Source organism: Acinetobacter sp. UBA3461, from assembly GCF_002381195.1.
Lineage (GTDB): Bacteria > Pseudomonadota > Gammaproteobacteria > Pseudomonadales > Moraxellaceae > Acinetobacter > Acinetobacter schindleri.
Genome location: NZ_DFRO01000027.1, coordinates 98,332 through 121,763, shown reverse-complemented (window position 1 = coordinate 121,763; position 23,432 = coordinate 98,332). Strand labels below are relative to the sequence as shown.

Below are 23,432 nucleotides of genomic sequence, written 5' to 3'. Positions count from 1 at the left end.
TACCCACCTCGCCTATGCATATTAAGTTTCTCGATATTTTCCAAAACATGCAGCAACAGCTTGAGCAGCCTCAGGCAAAGCTGGATGAAAACCTGTTAATTGAACTCGTGAATCGTATACGACCAATAGACAGCAAGAATACCGAAGAAATCGAAGAAAAATTTCAGGCATTTTTACAGTCTTTACTGATCACTCCTAATGCGGTTTCTACCTTGCAGACCTTTGTGCTGCGCGTGATTAACCGCTACAAACAGACCAGCCTGTTTTCTGATACAGGTATCTTATCCCTGGACGGTTTCTGGAATCAGCTCAATCAGCGTATTGGTGCACATATTCTGCCCATGATTCCGGATGATAAAAGCCTGCAGGAACTGATGCGTCGGGTATTTCATGAACGTAGTGACCGCTACTGGCTCGACTATCTGGCCGATGAAGACTGGCTGCGACTGTTTAGCGTGATGAATCAGGGCCATTCTAATCAGCCTGAAAAAATCCGGATTAAAGATGAACTGATCAAGGCACTGACTATCCTGTCATATCGCGTCAGTGGTATTGCCCTGCATCCTGAATTTATCAATGCTCAGCCTGAACTGATGGAATATGAATCGCCTTTTCTGATTCAGAACCGTGAGATCAATGAATTTATTCAGGAATATAAAAAGCGCTTTAACAATGTAGAACTGGTGGATTCAATCCTGCCACCAGACGCTTCTCAGGCAATGGTGATGCTGGAGCAATGTCATGATGTCGTCGCGAAAATTCGCCGCTCTACCAAACGCATTGGTGTAAGTGTCAGTTTAACCTATATGCTGGCTCTACTGGAACAATGTCTGGAACGGATTGAAATTCTGCTGAATATGATCATGGATGATGACCAGTTGCGTTATCAGTCTATGGGGTATTTTCTGGTAGATATTACTGAAGCACTTTATAGTGAACGTAGTGTCCGCTCCCTGCTGGCGACCAACAGCGAATTACTGGCTTTACAGGTGACTGAGAATGCTTCCAAAACTGGAGAGCATTATGTAAGTACCGACAAGCAGGGCTTCCTGGCCATGTATAAGGCCGCAGCGGGTGCCGGAGTCATTATTGCCACTATGGCTACCCTGAAGATACTCATGGCACGTGTCACCATGGCACCGCTCATGCAAGCCTTTAGCTACAGCATGAATTACTCATTGGGCTTTATGCTCATCCATGTGCTGCATTTTACTGTGGCGACCAAACAGCCCGCGATGACCGCAGCTGCACTGGCTTCTACCGTACAGCAACGTAAAGGCTCTAAAACCGCACAGATTGCTGAACTGGCTGCATTGATCGTGAATATTATCCGGACCCAGTTTGTAGCAATCCTCGGGAATATTTCGATTGCCATACCCGTTGCTGCCTTGCTGACCTTTATGTGGGATGCTGCCCTTCATGAACCTTTAATGAATCATGCCAAAGCGGCCAAGACCTTACATGACCTGAATCCGTTTACTTCACTTGCGATTCCACATGCTGCAATTGCCGGGGTTTGCCTGTTCCTGTCTGGCCTACTTGCAGGTTATTTTGACAATATGGCGGTATATCGTAAGGTCGGACCACGCCTGAAAGCGCATGCCCGTCTGGCTAACCTGATGGGACAAGAGCGCTTAAACAAATTTTCCGAATATATGGAACGTAATTTGGGAGCCTTGGGGGGTAACTTTATTTTCGGGATCATGCTCGGCAGTATGGGCACCATTGGTTTTATTCTGGGTATGCCGCTGGATATTCGCCATATTGCCTTTGCTTCGGCCAACTTTATTCAAGGACTGATAAATATTAATGGGCCTGATATTGGCCTGGTGGTGGTGTCATTTCTAGGTGTTCTACTGATTGGTCTGACCAACCTGTTTGTCAGTTTTAGTCTGACCATTATTGTGGCATTACGTGCACGTCGGGTGCGTTTCGAACAATGGAAACCACTGGCGAAACTGGTCATGACCCATTTCCTGACTCGACCGAGCGATTTCTTCTGGCCACCAAAGCAAGATGTTGATATTGACGAAAATCATACAACCAGCAAAGGTTGAAACTGAGACAATTCTTGTTGATTTATCAACAGAATTACCTAATAAAAATATGGATTTTGTATAAATTACGCACACTTGAAAAAAGTGTACTGACAAGTACACTTCAGATCAGACGGTTAACCGGTATCATGTCGGTTAGAAAGAACAAGGATATCTGGCATGCCCTACTTGTTGCTTTTTGTCGGTTTTTTTATTTGATTTTCAGTGTGTTCGTTCATCTTGATTCAGCTTATAGCAAGTTTGATTTGCTGATTGCTGAATAAATAAAGTACTACACAGAGATCTGTCTGTATTAAATAACCGCAGCCATAAGGTGCCTGTATGGCATGCCATTTGTATTACTTTTAACCATCTGCTGGTGTATTGCCCCAGTTTGGTATAAAAAGTATGCAAACTTAATTTTATATGTATCGGAATTCTTGGAGGATTTATTCTCAAATGGCGACTTAAAATTCTCATTGCCTCAGTATGGCATTTTGGATGTTTCATAAATTGAACAATACAGATTGCCCATTCCAGTTATGTCGCTTGGTGATTTACATCAGCCAGCAATATCTTCCTCATAAACTGATGGTGTGATGGGCATAAGAATTTTAAAAAACCTTTGGTGAATATGGTTTCCTCTAAAAGTAATCGCCGACCGGAGTATAAGTTTTATTTGGATCTTGTCATTGTGTTTAATTTTTTAAATACAATAAGTTACAAATAAAAAATTTAGATAAAAATCTAATCGAGGTGGAACAATGATGTCTGCAAAGCTTTGGGCACCTGCCCTGACTGCTTGCGCATTAGCAACAAGTATCGCGCTTGTTGGCTGTAGCAAAGATCCTAAAGAGGGCCAGCAAGCTGGTGCTCAACAGCAAATGCCACCGACTGAAGTTGGTGTGCTGGTTGCACAGCCACAAAGTGTTGAGCAGTCTGTTGAACTCTCAGGTCGCACAACAGCATTTGAGATTTCAGAAGTACGTCCACAGGCGACTGGTGTCGTGCTAAAACGCTTATTCAGCGAAGGCAGCTATGTCCGTGAAGGTCAGGCGCTGTATGAAATTGACTCTAGTACTAACCGTGCCACAGTGGACAATGCTCGTGCAGCAATTGCACGTGCTGAGGCAAATCTGGGCGTGTTACGAGTTAAAGAAGGTCGTTACCGTCAACTGGTTGGTACTAATGCGATTTCCAAGCAGGAATATGATGATATTGTAGCGCAGGTTAAACTGGCTGAAGCTGATTTGAATGCGAACCGTGCAACATTACGTAATGCTCAAATTAACTTAGGCTATTCAACTGTACGTGCGCCAATTTCTGGTCAGACTAACCGTTCTTCAATCACTGCAGGTGCGCTGGTAACTGCAAACCAGCCAGAGCCGCTGGTAACTATTCAGCGTCTGGATCCGATCTATGTAGACATTAACCAGTCAAGTGCGGAATTGCTGCGTCTGCGTCAGCAGTTGAGTAAAGGTGACCTGAACAGCTCTAATAACACACGTGTGAAGTTAAAACTGGAAGATGGCAGCATCTATCCGGTTGAAGGCCGTTTAGCATTCTCTGATGCCAGCGTGAATCCTGAAACTGGTACAGTGACACTGCGTGCAGTATTCCCGAACAAGAATCACCTGTTGCTACCAGGTATGTTTGCTACTGCGCAAATCGTTCAGGGTGAAGTACCAAATGCTTACCTGATTCCTCAGGCGGCATTAACACGTACGCCTACCGGTCAAGCTATGGCGATGTTAGTGGGTGCTGATAATAAGGTAATCCCACGCCCAGTCACTACTGCGGGTACACAAGGCCAAAGCTGGATCGTGACTGAAGGTTTGAATCCGGGTGATAAAGTGATTGTAGATGGTATTGCGAAAGTAAAACCGGAACAACAGGTCGTGGCTAAACCTTACCAGCCTCAAGCTGCTGCACCACAGGGTGCTGCACAACCTGCTGCCCAACAACCAGGTGCAGCGCAAAAAGCGGATGATGCAAAAGAACAATCTGAACAAAAACCTGCTGCTAAAGCATAAGGAGTAAGGTTTATGGCTCAATTCTTTATTCATCGTCCTATCTTTGCCTGGGTGATTGCACTGGTCATCATGCTGGCAGGTATTTTGACCCTGACCAAAATGCCGATTGCCCAGTATCCAACCATTGCTCCGCCTACAGTCACGATTTCTGCGACTTATCCAGGTGCATCTGCTGAAACGGTCGAAAATACTGTAACCCAGATCATCGAGCAGCAAATGAATGGTCTGGATGGACTGCGTTATATCTCATCTAACAGTGCGGGTAACGGTTCTTCGTCTATTTCCTTGAACTTTGAACAAGGTGTCGATCCTGATATCGCACAGGTTCAGGTTCAGAACAAATTACAGTCTGCGACTGCACTTCTTCCTGAAGATGTACAGCGTCAGGGTGTGCGGGTGACCAAATCAGGCGCCAGCTTCCTGCAGGTATTGGCTTTCTATTCACCTGATGGCAGCATGACCGCCGATGATATCAAAGACTATGTGAATTCGAACATTTCTGAACCTTTAAGCCGTGTGGCTGGGGTTGGTGAAGTTCAGGTCTTTGGTGGTTCTTATGCTATGCGAATCTGGCTTGATCCAGCCAAAATGGCGAGCCTGCAAGTCACGCCAAGTGATATTGCGACTGCTATTCGTACCCAGAATGCTCAGGTCGCTGTGGGTCAGCTCGGTGGTGCACCCGCTGTTGAAGGACAAGTCCTGAATGCGACTGTCACCGCACAAAGCCTGCTGCAAACTCCAGAACAGTTCAGCAATATCTTCCTGAAAAACACCACTTCGGGCGCACAAGTCCGTCTGGGTGATGTTGCACGGGTTGAACTCGGTGCAGATAACTATCAGTTTGATTCGAAGTTTAACGGTAAACCGGCTGGTGGTGTGGCAATTAAACTTGCCACTGGTGCTAACGCGCTTGATACAGCCCAAGCAGTAGAAGAACGCTTAGAGCAGTTACGTCCGAACTATCCGCAAGGCATGGTCGACCAACTGGCTTTTGACACCACGCCATTTATTGAACTGTCGATCAAGAGTGTAGTTAAAACGCTGATCGAAGCGATTATTCTGGTGTTCCTGGTCATGTTCCTGTTCCTGCAGAACTGGCGTGCTACCATCATTCCAACCATGGCAGTTCCAGTCGTGGTATTGGGTACCTTTGCAGTGATTAACGTTTTTGGCTTCTCGATTAATACCCTAACCATGTTTGCCATGGTACTGGCGATTGGTCTTCTGGTCGATGACGCGATTGTTGTGGTCGAGAACGTCGAACGGGTCATGGTGGAAGAGCATCTGGATCCAGTTTCTGCAACTGAAAAGTCGATGAAACAGATTTCTGGTGCACTGATTGGTATTACCTCGGTGCTATCGGCAGTATTCGTTCCAATGGCTTTCTTCGGTGGAACCACCGGGGTTATTTATCGTCAGTTCTCGATTACGCTGGTCACAGCAATGGTCTTGTCGCTGATAGTGGCATTAACCTTTACCCCTGCCCTATGTGCGACCCTGCTGAAACAGCATGATCCGAACAAGCCGCAAAGTAATGGTATATTTGCACGTTTCTTCCGCTGGTTTAATAGCAGTTTTGACAAGGTTTCTGTGAAATATCAGGGCGGCGTCAACCGTATGACTCACAGCAAGATTTTCTCAGGCGTGGTGTATGCCGTGGTACTGGGTATTATTGTGCTGTTATTCCAGAAACTGCCTTCTTCGTTCTTACCGGATGAAGACCAAGGTGTCGTTATGACGCTGGTTCAGTTACCACCAAATGCAACACTGGAACGTACTGACAACGTGGTTAACACCATGACGAATTATTTCTTGGAAAACGAGAAAGAGCATGTCGAGTCCGTGTTTAGTGTGGCAGGTTTCTCCTTTACCGGTGTGGGTCAAAACGCAGGCCTAGCGTTTATTAAACTGAAAGACTGGTCAGAGCGTAACAGTCCGGAAGCTCAAGTCGGTGCCATTATTCAACGTGGTATGGCGTTGAACATGATTGTCAAAGATGCATCTTATATCATGCCATTGCAGCTTCCTGCGATGCCTGAACTTGGTGTATCGGCTGGCTTTAACTTACAGCTCAAAGCTGCAAGTGGTCAAAGTCATGAGCAACTTCTGGCAGCACGTAATACGATTCTGGGGCTGGCAGCACAAGACTCGCGTCTCGCTGGTGTGCGTCCAAATGGTCAGGAAGATACTCCACAGTACCGTGTCATTGTCGATCATGCACAAGCCGGTGCACTCGGTGTCAGTGTTGCTGAAATTAACAGCACCATGGGTATTGCTTGGGGCGGTTCATATATCAATGACTTCATTGATCGCGGTCGTGTCAAGAAAGTCTATGTTCAGGGGGAAGCTGGCTCGCGTATGATGCCGGAAGATCTGGACCAATGGTATGTACGTAATAACCGCGGTGAAATGGTGCCATTCTCAGCATTTGCCACGGGCGAATGGGTGTATGGTTCACCACGTCTTGAACGTTATAACGGCGTATCGTCGATGAACATTCAGGGTACTCCTGCTCCGGGTATCAGCTCGGGTGATGCAATGGTGGCCATGGAAGAGATCATAGCGAAGTTACCAGAAATGGGCTTGCAAGGTTTCGACTTCGAATGGACAGGTCTGTCTTTAGAAGAGCGTGAATCTGGTGCTCAAGCACCGTTCCTGTATGCCCTTTCATTACTGATCGTGTTCCTGTGTCTTGCTGCATTGTATGAAAGCTGGTCTATTCCATTCTCGGTACTTCTGGTGGTGCCATTGGGTATTGTCGGCGCATTGCTCATGACCTATGGAGGAATGGTGCTGCTGCAAAATCCGAACCTGTCGAATAACATTTACTTCCAGGTGGCGATTATTGCCGTGATTGGTCTGGCTGCGAAGAATGCGATCTTGATCGTAGAGTTCGCAAAAGAACTTCAGGAACAAGGTGAAGAGCTGTTTGACGCGACAATGCATGCTGCGAAAATGCGTTTGCGTCCAATCATCATGACAACTCTAGCCTTCGGTTTTGGTGTACTTCCACTGGCTCTGTCTTCAGGTGCAGGTGCAGGTAGCCAGCACTCGGTAGGTTATGGTGTACTCGGTGGTGTAATCAGTTCAACACTGTTGGGTATCTTCTTTATTCCAGTCTTCTATGTCTGGATCCGGACGGTGTTCAAGTACAAACCAAAACAACAAAATAAACAGGAGCAAACCTCGTGATGCATAAAGTATGGTCTGTTTCAGGTCGTGGCATTGCGGTTTCTGCACTTGCGCTTGCTTTGACAGCTTGTCAAAGCATGCGTGGCCCAGAGCCCGTGGCACAAGCCGACATTCCGCAAAGCTATATCGGTTCTGCCTCAGGCACTTCCGTTGCTGAGCAAGGTTATAAAGATTTTTTTGCTGATCAACGCTTGGTTCAAGTTATTGATTTAGCTTTAAACAATAACCGCGATTTACGTACTGCAGCGCTGAATATTCAGCGTGCGCAGCAAGCGTACCAGATCACTGAAAATAATCAGCTTCCAACGATTGGTGCCAGTGGCAGCGTATTGCGTCAGGACACCATGAGTACACAAAGCCGTGGTGCAACGACAACCTATAATGTTGGTCTAGGTGTGACTGCCTACGAACTTGACTTCTGGGGGCGTGTACGCAGTTTGAAAGACAATGCTTTAGATACTTATCTGGCCACTGCGAGTGCGCGTGATGCAACACAAATCTCGCTGATCAGTCAGGTAGCACAGGCATGGTTAAATTATTCATTTGCTAATGCTAACTTGAAGCTTGCCAATCAAACCCTGCAAACCCAGCTTGAGTCTTTTAACCTCAACAAGAAACGTTTTGATGTGGGCATCGACAGTGAAGTTCCTGTTCGTCAGGCACAGATTTCTGTAGAAACTGCACGTAATGATGTAGCGAACTACAAGACTCAGGTAGCACAGGCACAAAACCTGCTAAATCTACTTGTCGGCCAGTCTGTACCAGCAAATTTACTGCCAGCTGATCGAGTGACCCGCATTACCACAGCATCCGCTTTGGGTTCAGGCCTTCCAAGTGATCTGCTGGTAAACCGCCCGGACATTCGTACTGCGGAATATCAACTGTCTGCTGCAGGTGCCAACATTGCTGCTGCACGCGCCCGTTTATTCCCTACCATCAGTCTGACCGGTTCAGCAGGTTATGCTTCAGCTGACTTAAGCGATCTGTTTAAATCAGGAAGTTTCGTCTGGTCGCTGGGTCCTAGTCTGGATATTCCGATCTTCGATTGGGGTACACGTAGAGCAAATATCAGAATTTCAGAAACAGACCAGCAAATCGCGCTGTCTGATTATGAAAGATCGATTCAGTCTGCTTTCCGTGAAGTCAACGATGCACTAGCAGTGCGTCAGAACATTGGCGACCGTTTAGCTGCACAACGTCGTCTGGTGGATGCAACCAATAAGACGTATCGTCTGTCCAATGCCCGCTTCCGTGCCGGAATCGACAGCTATTTAACTGTCTTGGATGCACAGCGTACTTCGTATGCAGCCGAACAAGGCTTGTTATTGCTGGAACAGGCGAACCTGAACAACCAGGTAGAATTGTACAAATCTCTGGGTGGTGGTTTAAAAACCAATACCTCAGATACGATTCAATACCCGCCATCTACAGCTGAACGTAAACAGGCAAATCAGCAGTAAGTCTCGGTTTTCGATCTTATTGAAAAAGCTCACTTCGGTGGGCTTTTTTATTGCTTTTTATCGTGGAGTTTCTTATCTTCAAAGAAACAGAATCAGGTTCTCTATCCCTTATGCTACTCAGTAATCTGGAATCCGTCCCGGGACATGTTATTAGCCGTCAAATCGATGTGGTCTATGGCAGTACGGTACGTAGTAAACACGTTGGCCGTGATTTGCTCGCAGGTTTGAAAAATATTGTTGGCGGTGAGCTGACTGCCTATACTGAACTTCTGGAAGAATCGCGCCAAGAAGCGATGAACCGGATGATTGAAAAAGCTCGTCAGATGGGTGCCAATGCAATTGTCGGCATTCGTTTCTCAACGTCTAACATCGCCCAAGGTGCATCTGAACTGTTTGTATATGGTACAGCGGTGGTAGTGGAGCCGAATGTTCCAAAGCTTCCAGATCCCTTCCCGTCAGCAGGTTAAGCTATGGATAACCTGATTTTTCAGTTTGTCGTTTTTGCCCTGCTGTTTTCGGTAGGTTTTGGCTTTGGTCGTTATTATGAACAAAAACATCTAAAAGAGCTGGCGGAACAGGAAGTACGGCTTGCTCATATTGTGCTGGATACTCACCGTTTTACAACTTCAGAATTTGAAGGTCAGCTGATTAGCTCCAATGTAGTGATTTCCCATGATTATTTTAAATATGTGATTGCCAATATTCAGAACATTTTGGGTGGACGTCTGGTCAGCTATGAAAGTATTGTGGAACGTGCACGCCGGGAAGCTGTTGTTCGCCTGAAGCGTGAAGCCGAGAAAATCGGTGCTACTCAGATCATGGGATTACGCTTGAGTACTACAGAACTGGGCATGCAAGGTGGAATGGTGGAAGTCTTTGCTTATGGCACTGCCATTAAAAAGCCTTAAGTCTTAGATTCAAAGTCGCTCAGTGAATAATATTCCATTCAGATGATCGATTTCATGCTGCACAATCCGTGCAGCAAAGCCACTAAATTCAGCATCAACCTGCACACCTTCCATGGTGTAATAACGCACCCGGATATCTTGTGCCCGAGCAACTTTGCCTCTTTGATCCGGTACACTCAAGCAGCCCTCTTCACCCAGAACTTGTGCTTCAGAAACATGTACAATTTCCGGATTGAGCATTGTCACTGCTTCCATATACGGTGCCTCGGGATAACGCAGGTTTGGACGTGAAGCGACAATAATGATCCGCTTGGAAATATACACTTGCGGGGCAGCAATACCTACCCCCTGACGGTCAATCATGGTATCCATCATGGCTTTATTGAGCTGATACAGCCACTCACTACCGAATTCAGAATCTGCCACAGCAGTTGCAACGAGTCCTAAAATTGCCTCACCTTGCCTGGCCACGGTTAACACAGTCATGTCAAATCTCTCTTTATTTAAGGCAGTTCCTCTACTCTTTATAGACCAGTTTTAGCGCGTTCCAAAGCAGATTTTTTTGTAATCTGTATCACTGAAAACTGTTTAAACGAATAGCCTTATCAGGAAAGAACATCAATACGAACTAAAAAATCAGTCATCTCTATTTTTTAGTTCAGTTCTTTGCTCAATTTTAACTTTTATTATTCCAAAGCATTTTATAAATATCTTTTTTTATAACTTTTAGTTTATTTTGAGCAAAGAAAGATTGATTATTCAATAAAAAATGTTTCTTTTAAAATCAAACAAATACTCAGCAATAGATTAAGGATTTCAGCATGGATGCACCTCCGCGCCTGTCACAAGCAGATAAACGCACTCTTGGACTTTCATCACTGGGTGGCGCGCTCGAGTTTTATGATTTTGTCATCTATGTGTTTTATGCCAAGCTCATTTCAGAGCTATTCTTCCCCAGCACACTCAGTCCTTTCTGGGCCATGTTGAATACCTACGGCATTTTTGCTGCGGGTTATTTCTTCCGTCCATTGGGCGGTGTAGTGATGGCACATTTTGGTGATCTAATTGGACGTAAACGACTGTTTAGCCTGTCAATTCTGTTAATGGCACTCCCTACTCTGATGATCGGGGTCATGCCGACCTTTGAAAGCATTGGTTATGCAGCGCCAATTCTGTTGCTGTTAATGCGTGTGCTACAAGGAATTGCCATTGGTGGTGAAATTCCTGCTGCCTGGACTTTTGTTTCTGAACATGTCCCTGAACGTCGTATTGGGATTGCCAATGGTGTGCTTACCGCAGGCCTGTCACTGGGGATTCTGCTGGGCGCCTTGATGTCACTCTTTATTTCCTTACAGTTCTCTGAAGCAGAAATTAAAGACTGGGCATGGCGTATTCCCTTTATCCTCGGCGGTATTTTTGGTTTTGTAGCGTTATACCTGCGGAGTTACCTGAAAGAAACACCGGTATTTAAAGCCATGCAGGCGAAAAAAGAACTGGCTAAAGAATTGCCGGTGAAACAGGTTCTGGCAAAGCATAAAACCGGTGTCGTGATTGGAATGCTTTTTACCTGGTTCTTGACGGGCTGTGTAGTGGTACTGATTCTGGCGATGCCAAACCTGCTGGTCGGTGCTTTTGGTTTTGAACGTGCCGATGCTTTCAAAATGCAAAGTGCGGCGATTGTGATGCAAATGGTGGGCTGTGTACTGGCAGGTGTATTGGCCGATCGTTTTGGTGCTGGGCGTGTCATTCTGTTTGGTTCTCTTCTAGTTGCGACTATGGCGGGCATTTTCTATAACAGTCTAGGCCATGTTGCACCGTCAACCGTGTTCATGCTGTATATGTTGTTAGGTTTAAGCTCCGGTACAGTCGGGATGGTGTCTTACAGCATGGTAAAAATGTTCCCGGCACAGATCCGCTTTACCGGGATTTCTTTCTCTTACAATCTGGCGTATGCCATTGCCGGCGGAATTACCTTGCCACTCGTACAATGGCTTAGCCTGTATAGCAATATTGGTGCAATGTACTATGTCTGGACTGTATGTCTGGTGACCCTGTTCACTACCCTGATTTACAGAAGTAAATTTGAAAAATCGGTAGTCTGATCAATAAAATATTGTGATAAAAAAGAGCCCAAATATGGGCTCTTTCTTTGACCTTCTTGCCATTTAGGCAGTCAGGCTTTTACGGATTTCATCTTCAATGATACTGATTTCAATCTGGCTAAATTTGCGGATTTCGCCTTCCGCATGTTTTTCCAGCATGCCGCCGACCAATGGCACCTTTACTTTTACGGTCCAGTCCAGTTGAAACTCAATCTGACGTTCATCACCTTTTACTGCGCGTTGGCAAGTCGCTTCGATTGGCAGGTTCGCACCAAGTTCCACTGTAGAAGTTAAATGTTCCAGATTACTGATGTCGGTACGTTGCAGACGAAAAGCATCACGTAACAGTTTTTTTGCGATATCTGGAATATTCACGTCCAAGTTATATGCACGTTTCAAGGTATAGATTTCACCCTGTTTCTCAGAAACCAGAATCTCCATGTTCTGCGCCGGAATACGACGACAGACCGCTTCGTGCATGCTGATATCACTGACCAGACGTTTAAATTCATCAATAGAAACACCATTGATGTTTGCCTTTACAGTAAATTGATGTGCCATGTGGTTTTCCTTTTTATTTTTTAAATTGTGGATGTGGCTTGTATTGGGGAAGCTTATTATAAAGCCAAATTCAGAATCAGATAACTTTGCTGTATATCGACAGTATTAAACTGAATTTCTGATCCAGAGTCATTATGCAGTGTTTAGGTAAATTAAGGCACATAAGTCAATCATCCACCTTTAACCACACTTGAGTTTTCACGCCACTACTGATGATCAGCTTGGCTCCGGGATAGTAAATGACAGCTTCAAACTCATCTGCACCATCATCCAGCCCAGAGGTATACCAGGTCGTACCTTTCGGAAAATCATTCAGCCAGGTAGCCTTATAAAAATCTGATACCGAATCAAACTGGAGATACTGCTGCGGCTGTGCCTGAATTTTCCATGCCAATTCGATAAAAAGACCCAGTTGGGCCTGCCGGAAGTCAATCAGCATTGTCGTGCGCCTGACAAAAGCAGATTTTAACATGCTGACTGCTTACGAATAACAGACAGGGATATTTGCAAAGTGACATATGGCTGAGGACCTTGATCCTATAGAATATATGCACTGGCTTCATCAATAGACAAAAAACAAGAATGAGGGCTATTAATGGTTAAGAAAATTATAGACCAAACAGATTGCATCAACCTGAACAGTTATCCGTATTCATTCAAAACTTTATTAGGCACAATGTGCATGGTCTGACTCAAAACGATGTTCATATCGATGTTCTTCTCCATGCCGGTCCACATGCGTATAGAAAACTCCATAACGTCCCACATAATACTCGATAGATTGACCATAAAAATTCCAGTAAATAGACCACTCTCCCAAGTCCATTTTTCGGATCACACTATTGGTCTGCAACGGCATTCGATTCAACCATTTCTGCTGCAAACCTTCAGCCTGAGTACGCTCGGTAATAATCGCGGGCTGCTTGAATAACATTTTAGCGATATCATCGAACAGTTCTAGCTCATAAGCATCTACCGTCATAGCCAGTTCATGTGGCTTTTGTGCGCTAGAAATAGACGTTTGATCTTGGGAAGACGGCGGCACTGCTTCAGGCTTTAAGCGCTGACCATGATAGCGGGCTTTATAGATTTTGAAGGCGATTATCCAGGCAACATACATCACCAACACACTACAGATAACAAGCATTACTTTGACCATAAGCTAAGTCTCTTATTCATTTTTCTTATGTTCAATCTGTAACCACAGATCTACTCAATTACCGTTCATTTACAAACCATAACATATTGATTGAAAAATACCCAACTTTAGTCATTTCAAGATATTTCAAAAACTTTATATTTCCCACTCCAGTATGATTTCTTTAATTACCTCTAAAATATTTTTATACTGACTAAAGAATTTAGCTCTAATGGAAATGCGAATAAAAATCAATACACACTGTCTGACAATTTAAACAAGCCACACAAATGCGCCACAGAAACGCTGCATAAAGGGTTTTTTTGCCGGAAAATTCCCTAAAAATATAACAATCCTAGGCTTTCATTCATACTTTAGATACTGCTAAATGAAACACTCGTTATTATTTAGTTTAGTTAAATTTGCCTTATGATTCGTGAAGGAAAGGTTCAGGATATTCCTCAAATTGTACATGTTGTTCATGACAGTATTCGCTCCTGTGTCATGGATCATCAACGTGAGGAAACCCGTATACAAACCTGGCTTGAAGCATTTACCCATTCCACCCTGATTGTGGAAATGCTGTATAACGATTGCTGGGTGTATACTGTACATGACAGAGTGGTCGGTTTTCTGATGGTGAGTGATCAGGGAGAAATCCGCATGCATTATGTAAGTAGCGGTATGCAGCGTATGGGATATGGAACACAGTTATTTTATTACATGCTGGATTTTATGACGCCTAAAAAAATTGACCGTCTAGAAATTGAAACCACACGAACTGCATTGCCCTACTATACTAAACTTGGTTTTCAGAATACTTCTCCCCACATGCAGGATGAACCTGCGTTGCACCTGTTCAAAGCTTTATCTTCCAGCACCTATCCTCAGTTCTGATCAGGCTGCAACAGCCTTGCTTTTGATTTGGTCTCTACCTGCAAGTTTGGCTTCATACAGATGCTGGTCTGCTGTTTTCATTAGTGTATGAATATCTGCATAAGGATGATGAGCATCCATATAGGCAACCCCTATACTCACAGTGACATAATCTTTATCATCCCCGCGGTTATCATGCTCTAACTGCTCTGCCCGCACTGCAAGCAGGACAATTTCAAGAATTTCCCGGGCTTCCGCAATCGGCATATCATGTAACAGAATTGCGAATTCTTCCCCTCCGTAACGCGCTAGATATCCCTGTTTAGGCAGAACCTGCTGAATCACCTGAACCAGCCGTTGCAATACTTCATCACCTTTTAAGTGACCATAGTAATCATTATATTTTTTAAAGTAGTCCACATCGATCATGGCAAAGGACAAGGTCTGTTCAGGATGTTGAATGGTCTGATTAAACAGGCGCTGGATTTCTTCATTTAAGGCACGCCGGTTATAGGCGCCAGTCAAGGCATCGACATTAATCTGATATTGCAGTTTAGTATTCAGTTCATGTAGCTGTGCTGTTCTTTCTCGAACCTTCTGATCCAGTGAACTGTTCAAGACCATTAATTTATTATTCAGTCGCTCGGTATAGTAGGTTTGATGGGCATAATTACGAGATTGTTGAAACATAATGATCAAGGCATACAGACTGGTCGAAATAAATGACAGATGTACGCTCTCAATTACATTCAGTAATACCAGATAATCATTAAGAAAAGTCACACACAGAAAGATGATGGCAAACAGGTTAGTGGACGAATATTCATCCCCTTGAGAAAGTGTCACATAAAACCCGTAAATAAAATTACCCAGTATCACCAGACCATAGATAACACTATACAAAGCCAGACGCTCAAAAACTTCCGGTGTGCTGAACAATGTTACTGCGATATTAAAAATCAGTAATCCCGCACCTACGTAATAAATTGAACGTCGGATATAACGCGGCTTAAACAGGTACATGTAGCTCAGGAAGAATAAGATTGCCAGAAAAGTAAACAGATATTCTAGACGAGCGCCCCATAACCAACTGATTTTACTCACAATGGCATATGGATGCGGCGCAGAAAACAGATTATGCAGTGCCAAAAAAATAATAAATAAGCCAAAAATAAATACACTGCGGCTATTTCGCTCCACAGATCCACGAAACAGGGAAAATAAAATGGTAAATAGCCCTACACCCAGCACTGTGCCACAGACCACGGCGATACTCATCATTTGCAGCATAAACTGTCGGTTAATGGTCGCAGAGGGGCCAATTTTCAGAGGCTTTTCTAGTCCGCCATGCAAATTAGTATAGTTGGAAACCTGAATACTTAAGGTGAAATATTCATTCTGTGGCACAAAAGATGCGATCTTAGGTGCCTTTTCAGTCACCTGCCCGGTCGGGGTTTTACTGATTTTACCAAGACGCAGCAAGATATCCCCATTTAAATAAATGCTATAAGCACCATACTGACTCGGAATCTGAATCGCTAAACGTTGTCCGATAAATTTTTTGGGAATTTTAAAATGGCTAATAAAAGTGCCATAGGTGGCATTAGTTCCGGTAAGACTCTTGAATGAAGCTGGAAGTTCAACTACTTGTGATTCGAGTTCAGGATCTGGTTGCTCAATGAACTGACGTGGATAGAACTGCCATTTGCCTTGCAACAAGGTGGTACTATCTTCATCAAATTTTAGTTCGGTGACCTCTTTTTGATGAGCAAGGAAATAAGATTCTGGAGCAGCATCATATTGAGCCCACACGATCCGTGTAGTCCCCATCAAAAATATCAGCATCAACCACGATGCCAATATCAGCATAATCCCCCTAAACCTGAGCAAAAAGACCATCCTGTAGCTACTGTTATTAATTCTAATGTACGTGGAATGTTGGATATTGCCAATGATTTTTCATATAAAAAAGCAGGATAACCGACGAGCTATCCTGCTGCTGAATTCCTGACATATTGTACTGTTTAGAAAGTCACATAATATCAGTCACGTGTTTTAACGTCATACAGTTCGATTTCAAAAATCAGGTTGGAATTTGCCGGGATAATGTTCCCCATTTTACGTTCACCATAAGCCAGATGAGCAGGTACGATCAGCTTACGTTTGCCCCCCACTTTCATACCGATGATGCCTTGATCCCACCCTTTAATCACACGACCAGTGCCGATGACCGTCTCAAAATAGTTGCCACGATCCAGCGATGAATCAAACTTGGTTCCATCTTCCAGCCAGCCAGTGTAATGCGTGGTAATCAGTGCACCTTTTACCGCTTCTTTACCTTCACCCACCACCAGGTCAATAATTTCTAGTTCTTTGGTCATCGCCAATATCCTTCATTTTGCAAATAGCCCTAGTATAAACACGATTGAGCCAAATTCCTCAGCCTTTAATTCCAATGGATCAAAAGCTGAGTTCCTGAATCTTCTTATCCTGTAATAAATACTGGGTTAATTTCTGGTGATTTTTAGCCGAACCCATCAGGATCCAGCGGCCTGTGATCCGCCGGTCGATTTTTTGCTGGCTGGAATGAATGACTTTTAATTTGTATTGTTTAAACAGTTTTTCATAATGATCCGGCTCATGCTGCTCAAAAGGACAGACAATTTCGTAGTTACGTTCTTGATTCAGATGCTCAATCCCACGTTGTACATAGACCAGTAGAACCAGTACGATCAGCACGATCACCGTTGCCCAGACACTTAACAGTTCATAGCCAGCACCAACTGCCATGCCCAGTGCAGCTGTCATCCAGATTGTGGTTGCAGTGGTAATACCAGAAATCCGGTTATCATCTTTTAAAATCACTCCGGCTCCCAGAAAACCCAGGCCAGTTAAGACATTGGCTGCCAGACGGTCGGGGTTGGCGACGCCGATTTTCAAGGAAATGATAGTAAATAGACAGGAACTCAGACTGACCATGATCATGGTGCGCAGTCCGGCAGATTTACTATGATATTCCCGTTCTGCTCCAATAACCGCACCAATCACGACTGCTAACAGCAAATCATAAAGTTCATGATACATGCTTCGTCCCTGGAACTTATTATTCTTTCCAGATATACGAAATATTGGGGCGAGGACACAAGTCGAAACTTGCATCCTTGTGAGTTGTTATTGTAACTGTTCCCACTCAATCACAGCCTGTGCCTGATCGCCAATCAAAGTCCATTCACTATCCATGATGTTTAGCTGCAACTGCATAGTGCGTTCACACAGTTGTTGTACCGCTTCGGTACTGGCCGGAGACAGCTTCCACACTTCCACATTGGATAGGGCCTTCAGTTTAGAACTGCGCTTGTACCATTCATCAACAGAAGTACCATAAGCCACGACTGCAACTTTCTTGCAACGGGCACTTGCCTTTTTGACCTTATCTTCATCGGGCAAGCCGACTTCGATCCACTGTATCAGTTGACCGGTCAGGTCTTTCTCCCAGAGAGCAGGTTCATCAGTTTCAAACAGGTCTTTAGTAAATTCAAGCGCTTCACCAGCAAAACGTGCATAAGCCAAAACACGCACCATTAGACGTTCAATGGTTTCCGAAGGATGCAATGCCATCGTTAACTGATAGTCTTCATAACGATGGTTATCCATATCGGCAATATTCAGGTCAGCCTTGTAAATCGTTGCTTTAAGCGCCATAACACAATCCTCAAATTTGGCGCCTAGCATATAAGATTTATATCGATTTTGCTGAACAGATTTATCGCCATTCCAGAAAATTTAGCCAGCAGAATGTCCTGCTTCCGCATCAATCCGGCATTGCATCAGCGCAGTTTCAAAATTCAGCCAGTCACGTTCAGTCTGGTAAATAATCTCGACCCGGTTATCAATACCCTCTTCTGCTGACTGATAGTTAAACTGCTCCGGATTAAAGTTAAAGCTTTTCCAGCCCTGATTGGTATTAAAAATCCCTTTGATACGTAGCCAGTCCTGCTGTTCACAGAGCAAATCAAGCAGATCATAAAAATCAAACTGCCAGCGTTTTGGCAACTTCCAGCCAGCCACTGCATAACCTTGTGCGGATTCCACATAATGATAAGGTAGCTGCTGGATTTTCACTGCAACCACATCTGCGCCAAGGGAACGCTGCTGTTTTAACAAGGGCTGAATCTGACGAACAGAACCGATATAGTCCTGCTTGAGCTGTTCAATATCAATCTGGCCATTTGCACTAAATAACCAGACCTGGTTATAAGCCTGGTACTCCTGCTGTAGCTGTTTCAAACTTTCCTGATCTTCTGCAGTCATTAAATCGGTATGCGACACAATGACAATATGGGCAGCCTTGAGCTGATCGGCATACAGGTTCTGGGTTGTCCAGGACTGATCATGCAAACGCGAACCATCGACGACAGTCATTAATGCCTGCATCTTCAGATGAGTCTGCCAGTGCGGTTCTGTGAGCTGTTCCAATAACTGCGCTGGATGCCCCAACCCGGTCGGCTCAATAAACAGTCGATCTGGCTTGGATTCGGATAATAATCGCGACAATGCCACCTGCATTGGCAACTGACTGCTACAGCATAAACAGCCACCCAATAGTTCTTTGACTGCGTAGCCTTCATCTTGTGGTAATAAGGCTTGATCCACGCCAATCTGACCAAACTCATTCATCAATACTGCCCAGACTTCATTTTCCGGCTTTTGACTGAGCAAATGCTTCAGTAGTGTGGTTTTTCCTGCCCCTAAAAAACCGGAAATAATATGCACGGGCACTGCAGATGAAGGAGAAAGGAGTTTCAAGGCGAGCTCACATAGCAATGAAAATGAGGAAATTGATACATTATAACAATGCCATTTGGCTTGCAGGGAGTTAATTTACTGACGTAACTAGTAAGTTCCTCAAAACTTCAATTCTGTCAGTTTTTACCAATTTTCAGCGTAGGCAACCACTGACATAAGATTAAAATTTAGTCAATTATGAAATGTTTTAAAACATTTTAATTGATTTTTTGGGGTTAAATTTAACAAAAATAAAACATAACCCTGAGTTTTGTATACCGGACGTACACATTGTTCTACAGCTTCTGTTAAATCAATTGCGGTACGAATTTTCAGCCCCTAGCATAAGTCCCTGTTGTGTTGATGTGATGGTCAACACAATAAATGACTTGTGAATAAAACCTATAAGGATGCCAAACATGAACTATGCTCAAATTCTACTTGCAACTACACTAAGCGCAGCAGCGGCAACTAGCTTCGCAGCAACTAAAACCACAGATAGCAAAACAACATCTGAAGAAGAAAAAGTTGTCGTGAGCACTCAGGAGCTTCCTGAAACTCAAGCTGCAACTGCTCCGGCGACTGCAGAACAACCAGCTTCAGAAGCAGCTGCAGAACCTGCAACTAAAACACCAAAAGCATCATCTGCTCAATAAGGCAATTTTGCTTTTACCGATAATGAGTAGCCGTTCATTCGGGTACTCATAGCTCCTGTTGGGTAACTCTCCAGTGGATTTATACTCCATACTCTACAGGAACTTTAAATGGCTGATTGCAGACCTCTGCATTCAGCCATTTTTCTAAGCTCTTTTTACTTTCTATCATAATAAATGATGATTATTAAATCACTCCAGACTATGAGATATATTAATAAATTTTGTTATTTATCAATAATATGAATATTAAAATTGTTTTTTAACCATGCATTATAACTATGTAGCACCGACTATGGCATAGCTTGTTTAGACTTTGGATTTAGCCCTTAATCCACTTCATTGTGGACAGATTTAAGGAACCTTGCGATGAGCAATGTAAATTACACAACTGAAGTAGCCATTTTGGGTGCAGGTCCGGTAGGTCTGACGATTGCTAACTACCTGAGTAAACAGGGCGTACAGGTCACTGTAGTTGAACAGCTGGACAGCCTGATTGATTACCCTCGTGCAATTGGCATTGATGATGAATCATTGCGTACGATTCAATCATTAGGTCTGGTGGATCAGGTTCTTCCACATACCACACCCAACCATGCGATGCGTTTCCTGACTCCGAAAGGTCGCTGTTTTGCGGATATTCAACCACTGACACGTGAGTTTGGCTTCTCTCGCCGTAATGCATTTATTCAGCCACAAGTAGACAATGTTCTACTGCAAGGTCTAAAAAAGTATAAGAAAACTGAAGTACTGTTCTCTCGTCACCTGACTCATTTCAGCCAGGATGCTGACGGCGTAACACTAAATGTTCAGAGCAAAGATGGTGGCTCAGAAGTTGTACGTGCGCAATACCTGATCGCATGCGATGGCGGTAACTCTTATGTGCGTCGTACTTTAAATATTCCATTTGAGGGTGAAACTGCACCAAACCAGTGGATTGTGATCGATATCGACAATGACCCATTGGCAACCCCGCATATTTACCTGTGCTGTGACCCGGTGCGTCCTTATGTATCTGCTGCCCTGCCTCACGGTATCCGTCGTTTCGAATTCATGGTCATGCCAGGTGAAACGCAGGAAGAATTGAGCAAGCCAGAAAATATTGCCAAACTCTTGTCTAAAGTCCTGCCAAATACTGATGGTATTGAAGTGATCCGTCAGCGTGTTTATACCCATAATGCGCGTATTGCGGACAAATTCCGTGCCGACCGTATTCTGCTTGCCGGTGATGCTGCGCACATTATGCCTGTATGGCAAGGTCAAGGCTATAACAGCGGTATGCGTGATGCCTTTAACCTGGCCTGGAAAGTAGCACTAGTGGTACAAGGCAAAGCAGGCCCAGACTTACTGGACTCTTACCAGGTAGAACGTAAGGACCATGCCAAAGCGATGATCGATCTTTCGGTCATGGCAGGCCATGTGCTTGCGCCACCGAAAAAATGGCAAGGTTTTGTACGTGACGGTATTGCCTATGCATTGAACTATATTAAGCCAATCAAACAGTACCTGCTGGAAATGCGCTTTAAACCAATGCCGAAATATCATGATGGTGCGTTACTGGCAAATACTCAGAAAGATTCTCCAGTTGGCAAAATGTTCATTCAGCCACAGGTCAAACTGGAATCTGGTGAAACTGTATTACTGGATGAAGTCATTGGCAATGACTTTGCCATCATTGCCTGGGGTGTAGATCCGAAATGGGGCTTAAGCAAGGAATCAATGCAGCAATGGAAAAAACTTGGTGTGAAGTTCATTCAGGTTATTCCTGCGGTTCAGCTGTCTAATCAACAGCGTAAGCAATATGAAGATGTTATTACCATTGGTGATATCGGCACTGATATCCGTACATGGTTTGGCAAGACCCAAGATTCTATCGTCATCCTGCGTCCAGACCGCTTCGTAGCAGCTCTTGCCATTCCTCAATCTATGGAAAGCACAAGCAAGGCGCTGTTCAACAAGCTCCATGTTAAATAATAATTGACCTGACTTAAAAAACCACGCTACGGCGTGGTTTTTTATTTATGGATGACACTAAATAAGGTTTCAGCTAAGTACGGTATCGCTGAAACCATGGAATATCTTTGAGTGAATCACGGTACGCCATCTGCTGTAGAAAAGGCTTGAACTCATCAAAAGGTGGTAATATTTCGGAGGAAATAGCAAAGATTAAACAATAAGCCACATATAAATCTGCAGCCGAACATTCTTCACCAAGTAAATACGGATTCGCTTTCTGTATTCCCTGCTTAAGGAAATTAAACACAGAATCTTCGTGACCAAAGCTCAGGCTTCTACGATTCTTTTCGATCTCTGTCTGAAGTACCTTGAGGTTTTTGATATCAATATATTCAGTCAAAGGACCATGGCAGAAGAACATCCATTTCAGATAAGCCCCGCGTTTAGGATCATCTAGTGCAGACGCCAGACCTTTCTCCCGATATTTATCTGCCAGATAGACATAAATTGCTGCCATTTCTGAAATGACAATACCGTTATCCACCAGATATGGAACCTTACCCATGGGATTAATCTGCTCATAAGCTGGCTGGTGCATCTCAGTATAAGGAATTTCAATCTGCTCAAGCTGATTCTCAATTTCCAGCTCTTTCAGCAAGGGCAGCAAAGTCAGGCCGCGAGACTGCGGATTATTATATAAGGTCATCATAATCGTGAACCTATGCTTTATTTTATTTCCTGACTATAGCGTTATTTTAGAGCGTAATGAGTGAGGATATGCTACTAATCATTTCATCCTCATCTGTGTCGGTTTCCCTAGCCGATCTTTCTCCCTAAATTAAAATAAATCCAGGCAGAATTTTTCTTTTAACACTTTCAGGATCAGGTTAATCACTTCATGTTTCTGGTCCTTGCGATAAGTCGCATACAAACCAATCATCGGGAGCGGCTCGATGGTCTTTTTCACCATAATATTTTCACCTAACAACGGAATGACATAAGCCGGTACTAAACTCCAGCCTACTCCCATACCAACCAGATTCACATTCAGCAAAATATTGGTGGAATGCTGTACCACATTGACCTTAATACCGGACTTGTTCAAAAATTCATGGATGATATTAAACAGCTGAGGTGAAGCCTGTTCATCACTGATCACGAAGTTACGTCCTGCAAAATTCTTGATACTTAAGGCAGGTATATCTCTTACATCGGAGTCGCGCGGTACGATCAAGGTTAATGGCTCATCAAAAATCTTGATCGATTCAAATTCTGCTGAAGGATCTGGATAGCGGGTAAAAGCAATATCAATCGTCCCCTGACGGAGCCATGAAAACTGTTCAGCATCGGTCAGGCTATGAAACTGGGCTTTTAAATCCGGAAAATGCGCACGGATATTCGGCATGATGTAAGGGAAAATTTTCATTTCCGCCACAGGTACAAAGCCAATATCCAGATGCTCTTTTTCCACTTCTGCGACTTGGCGAGCCAATTGGATCGCCCGTTCAGCATGTTCCAGACTCTGCAAAGCTTCTTTGAGAAATACCTCTCCTGCTTCGGTCAGCTCAACTTTACGGTTAGAACGTTCTAATAGCTTGACCCCAACTTCCTGTTCCAGATCTTTGATCTGCTGGCTAAGAGAAGGCTGCACTGTATTTAGCTTTTCCGCAGCACGAGTAAAGTTGAGTTCGCGTGCAACCATACAAAAATAACGTAAATGTCTAAGTTCCAT

The 23,432-nt window shown here is 44.0% G+C and carries 21 protein-coding genes; 10 read left to right on the top strand and 11 right to left on the bottom strand.

Annotated features, from left to right (window positions below; genetic code table 11):
• Positions 1 to 14 precede the first annotated feature (14 nt).
• From B3D47_RS07940 to B3D47_RS07915, 6 genes are all read left to right on the top strand, one after another.
• Complete coding sequence (locus tag B3D47_RS07940; RefSeq protein WP_286861202.1) at positions 15 to 2,057, top strand: site-specific recombinase; 2,043 nt, start codon at positions 15 to 17, stop codon at positions 2,055 to 2,057.
• Between the two features lie 743 nt (positions 2,058 to 2,800).
• Positions 2,801 to 4,069 (top strand): efflux RND transporter periplasmic adaptor subunit, encoded by a 1,269-nt coding sequence (locus B3D47_RS07935; RefSeq protein WP_286861199.1) that lies wholly within the window; start codon positions 2,801 to 2,803, stop codon positions 4,067 to 4,069.
• Positions 4,070 to 4,081: 12 nt separating this feature from the next.
• The gene (locus B3D47_RS07930; RefSeq protein ID WP_163171003.1) at positions 4,082 to 7,261 is read left to right on the top strand and encodes an efflux RND transporter permease subunit; all 3,180 of its coding nucleotides are present in this window, start codon (positions 4,082 to 4,084) and stop codon (positions 7,259 to 7,261) included.
• Positions 7,261 to 8,721 (top strand): multidrug efflux RND transporter AdeIJK outer membrane channel subunit AdeK, encoded by a 1,461-nt coding sequence (gene adeK, locus B3D47_RS07925; protein WP_286861580.1) that lies wholly within the window; start codon positions 7,261 to 7,263, stop codon positions 8,719 to 8,721. The genes B3D47_RS07930 and adeK overlap by 1 nt, the downstream gene beginning before the upstream one ends.
• A gap of 110 nt (positions 8,722 to 8,831) precedes the next feature.
• The gene (locus tag B3D47_RS07920) at positions 8,832 to 9,188 is read left to right on the top strand and encodes a YbjQ family protein (RefSeq protein WP_048882385.1); all 357 of its coding nucleotides are present in this window, start codon (positions 8,832 to 8,834) and stop codon (positions 9,186 to 9,188) included.
• 3 nt (positions 9,189 to 9,191) lie between these two features.
• Positions 9,192 to 9,629: a YbjQ family protein gene (locus B3D47_RS07915; RefSeq protein ID WP_004814845.1), complete on the top strand. Its 438-nt coding sequence runs from the start codon at positions 9,192 to 9,194 to the stop codon at positions 9,627 to 9,629.
• 9 nt (positions 9,630 to 9,638) lie between these two features.
• On the opposite strand, the gene def is transcribed toward B3D47_RS07915, so the two are convergent.
• Positions 9,639 to 10,115 (bottom strand): peptide deformylase, encoded by a 477-nt coding sequence (gene def, locus B3D47_RS07910; protein WP_004814843.1) that lies wholly within the window; start codon positions 10,113 to 10,115, stop codon positions 9,639 to 9,641.
• Between the two features lie 335 nt (positions 10,116 to 10,450).
• On the opposite strand from def, the gene B3D47_RS07905 reads away from it, so the two are divergent.
• Positions 10,451 to 11,731, top strand: coding sequence for an MFS transporter (locus B3D47_RS07905; protein WP_004814840.1), 1,281 nt, complete (start codon positions 10,451 to 10,453; stop codon positions 11,729 to 11,731).
• Positions 11,732 to 11,794: 63 nt separating this feature from the next.
• Here the strand turns inward: B3D47_RS07905 and B3D47_RS07900 are convergent, their stop codons facing one another.
• The 3 genes from B3D47_RS07900 to B3D47_RS07890 form a co-directional block, all read right to left on the bottom strand.
• The gene (locus tag B3D47_RS07900; RefSeq protein ID WP_004814839.1) at positions 11,795 to 12,292 is read right to left on the bottom strand and encodes a DUF2505 family protein; all 498 of its coding nucleotides are present in this window, start codon (positions 12,290 to 12,292) and stop codon (positions 11,795 to 11,797) included.
• 166 nt (positions 12,293 to 12,458) lie between these two features.
• Positions 12,459 to 12,731 carry a hypothetical protein gene (locus B3D47_RS07895; RefSeq protein WP_108619379.1) on the bottom strand — a complete coding sequence of 91 codons (273 nt, stop codon included), beginning with the start codon at positions 12,729 to 12,731 and terminating at the stop codon, positions 12,459 to 12,461.
• Between the two features lie 228 nt (positions 12,732 to 12,959).
• Complete coding sequence (locus B3D47_RS07890; protein WP_180184742.1) at positions 12,960 to 13,451, bottom strand: hypothetical protein; 492 nt, start codon at positions 13,449 to 13,451, stop codon at positions 12,960 to 12,962.
• A 408-nt stretch (positions 13,452 to 13,859) separates the two neighbouring features.
• On the opposite strand from B3D47_RS07890, the gene B3D47_RS07885 reads away from it, so the two are divergent.
• On the top strand, positions 13,860 to 14,327 hold the full coding sequence (locus B3D47_RS07885; protein WP_004891863.1) for a GNAT family N-acetyltransferase: 468 nt from the start codon (positions 13,860 to 13,862) through the stop codon (positions 14,325 to 14,327).
• On the opposite strand, the gene B3D47_RS07880 is transcribed toward B3D47_RS07885, so the two are convergent.
• The 5 genes from B3D47_RS07880 to B3D47_RS07860 form a co-directional block, all read right to left on the bottom strand.
• A complete protein-coding gene (locus B3D47_RS07880) occupies positions 14,328 to 16,175 on the bottom strand; it encodes a sensor domain-containing diguanylate cyclase (protein WP_286861191.1) in 1,848 nt (615 codons plus the stop codon).
• A gap of 173 nt (positions 16,176 to 16,348) precedes the next feature.
• Complete coding sequence (locus B3D47_RS07875; RefSeq protein WP_004814829.1) at positions 16,349 to 16,687, bottom strand: FKBP-type peptidyl-prolyl cis-trans isomerase; 339 nt, start codon at positions 16,685 to 16,687, stop codon at positions 16,349 to 16,351.
• 79 nt (positions 16,688 to 16,766) lie between these two features.
• A complete protein-coding gene (locus B3D47_RS07870) occupies positions 16,767 to 17,390 on the bottom strand; it encodes an MgtC/SapB family protein (RefSeq protein WP_004814826.1) in 624 nt (207 codons plus the stop codon).
• An 87-nt stretch (positions 17,391 to 17,477) separates the two neighbouring features.
• Complete coding sequence (locus B3D47_RS07865; RefSeq protein WP_286861189.1) at positions 17,478 to 18,008, bottom strand: YaeQ family protein; 531 nt, start codon at positions 18,006 to 18,008, stop codon at positions 17,478 to 17,480.
• 81 nt (positions 18,009 to 18,089) lie between these two features.
• Entirely contained in the window at positions 18,090 to 19,112 is a 1,023-nt protein-coding gene (locus tag B3D47_RS07860) for a CobW family GTP-binding protein (RefSeq protein ID WP_286861186.1), read from the bottom strand.
• A 398-nt stretch (positions 19,113 to 19,510) separates the two neighbouring features.
• Between B3D47_RS07860 and B3D47_RS07855 the strand changes: the two genes are divergently transcribed.
• Both B3D47_RS07855 and B3D47_RS07850 read left to right on the top strand, forming a co-directional pair.
• Positions 19,511 to 19,747 (top strand): hypothetical protein, encoded by a 237-nt coding sequence (locus B3D47_RS07855; RefSeq protein WP_004891850.1) that lies wholly within the window; start codon positions 19,511 to 19,513, stop codon positions 19,745 to 19,747.
• Between the two features lie 366 nt (positions 19,748 to 20,113).
• Positions 20,114 to 21,718, top strand: coding sequence for a bifunctional 3-(3-hydroxy-phenyl)propionate/3-hydroxycinnamic acid hydroxylase (locus tag B3D47_RS07850; RefSeq protein WP_163169319.1), 1,605 nt, complete (start codon positions 20,114 to 20,116; stop codon positions 21,716 to 21,718).
• A 73-nt stretch (positions 21,719 to 21,791) separates the two neighbouring features.
• Here B3D47_RS07850 and B3D47_RS07845 read toward each other — a convergent pair whose 3' ends face one another.
• Both B3D47_RS07845 and B3D47_RS07840 read right to left on the bottom strand, forming a co-directional pair.
• A complete protein-coding gene (locus B3D47_RS07845; RefSeq protein ID WP_286861181.1) occupies positions 21,792 to 22,409 on the bottom strand; it encodes a glutathione S-transferase family protein in 618 nt (205 codons plus the stop codon).
• 129 nt (positions 22,410 to 22,538) lie between these two features.
• Positions 22,539 to 23,432, bottom strand: coding sequence for a LysR substrate-binding domain-containing protein (locus B3D47_RS07840; RefSeq protein ID WP_004814813.1), 894 nt, complete (start codon positions 23,430 to 23,432; stop codon positions 22,539 to 22,541).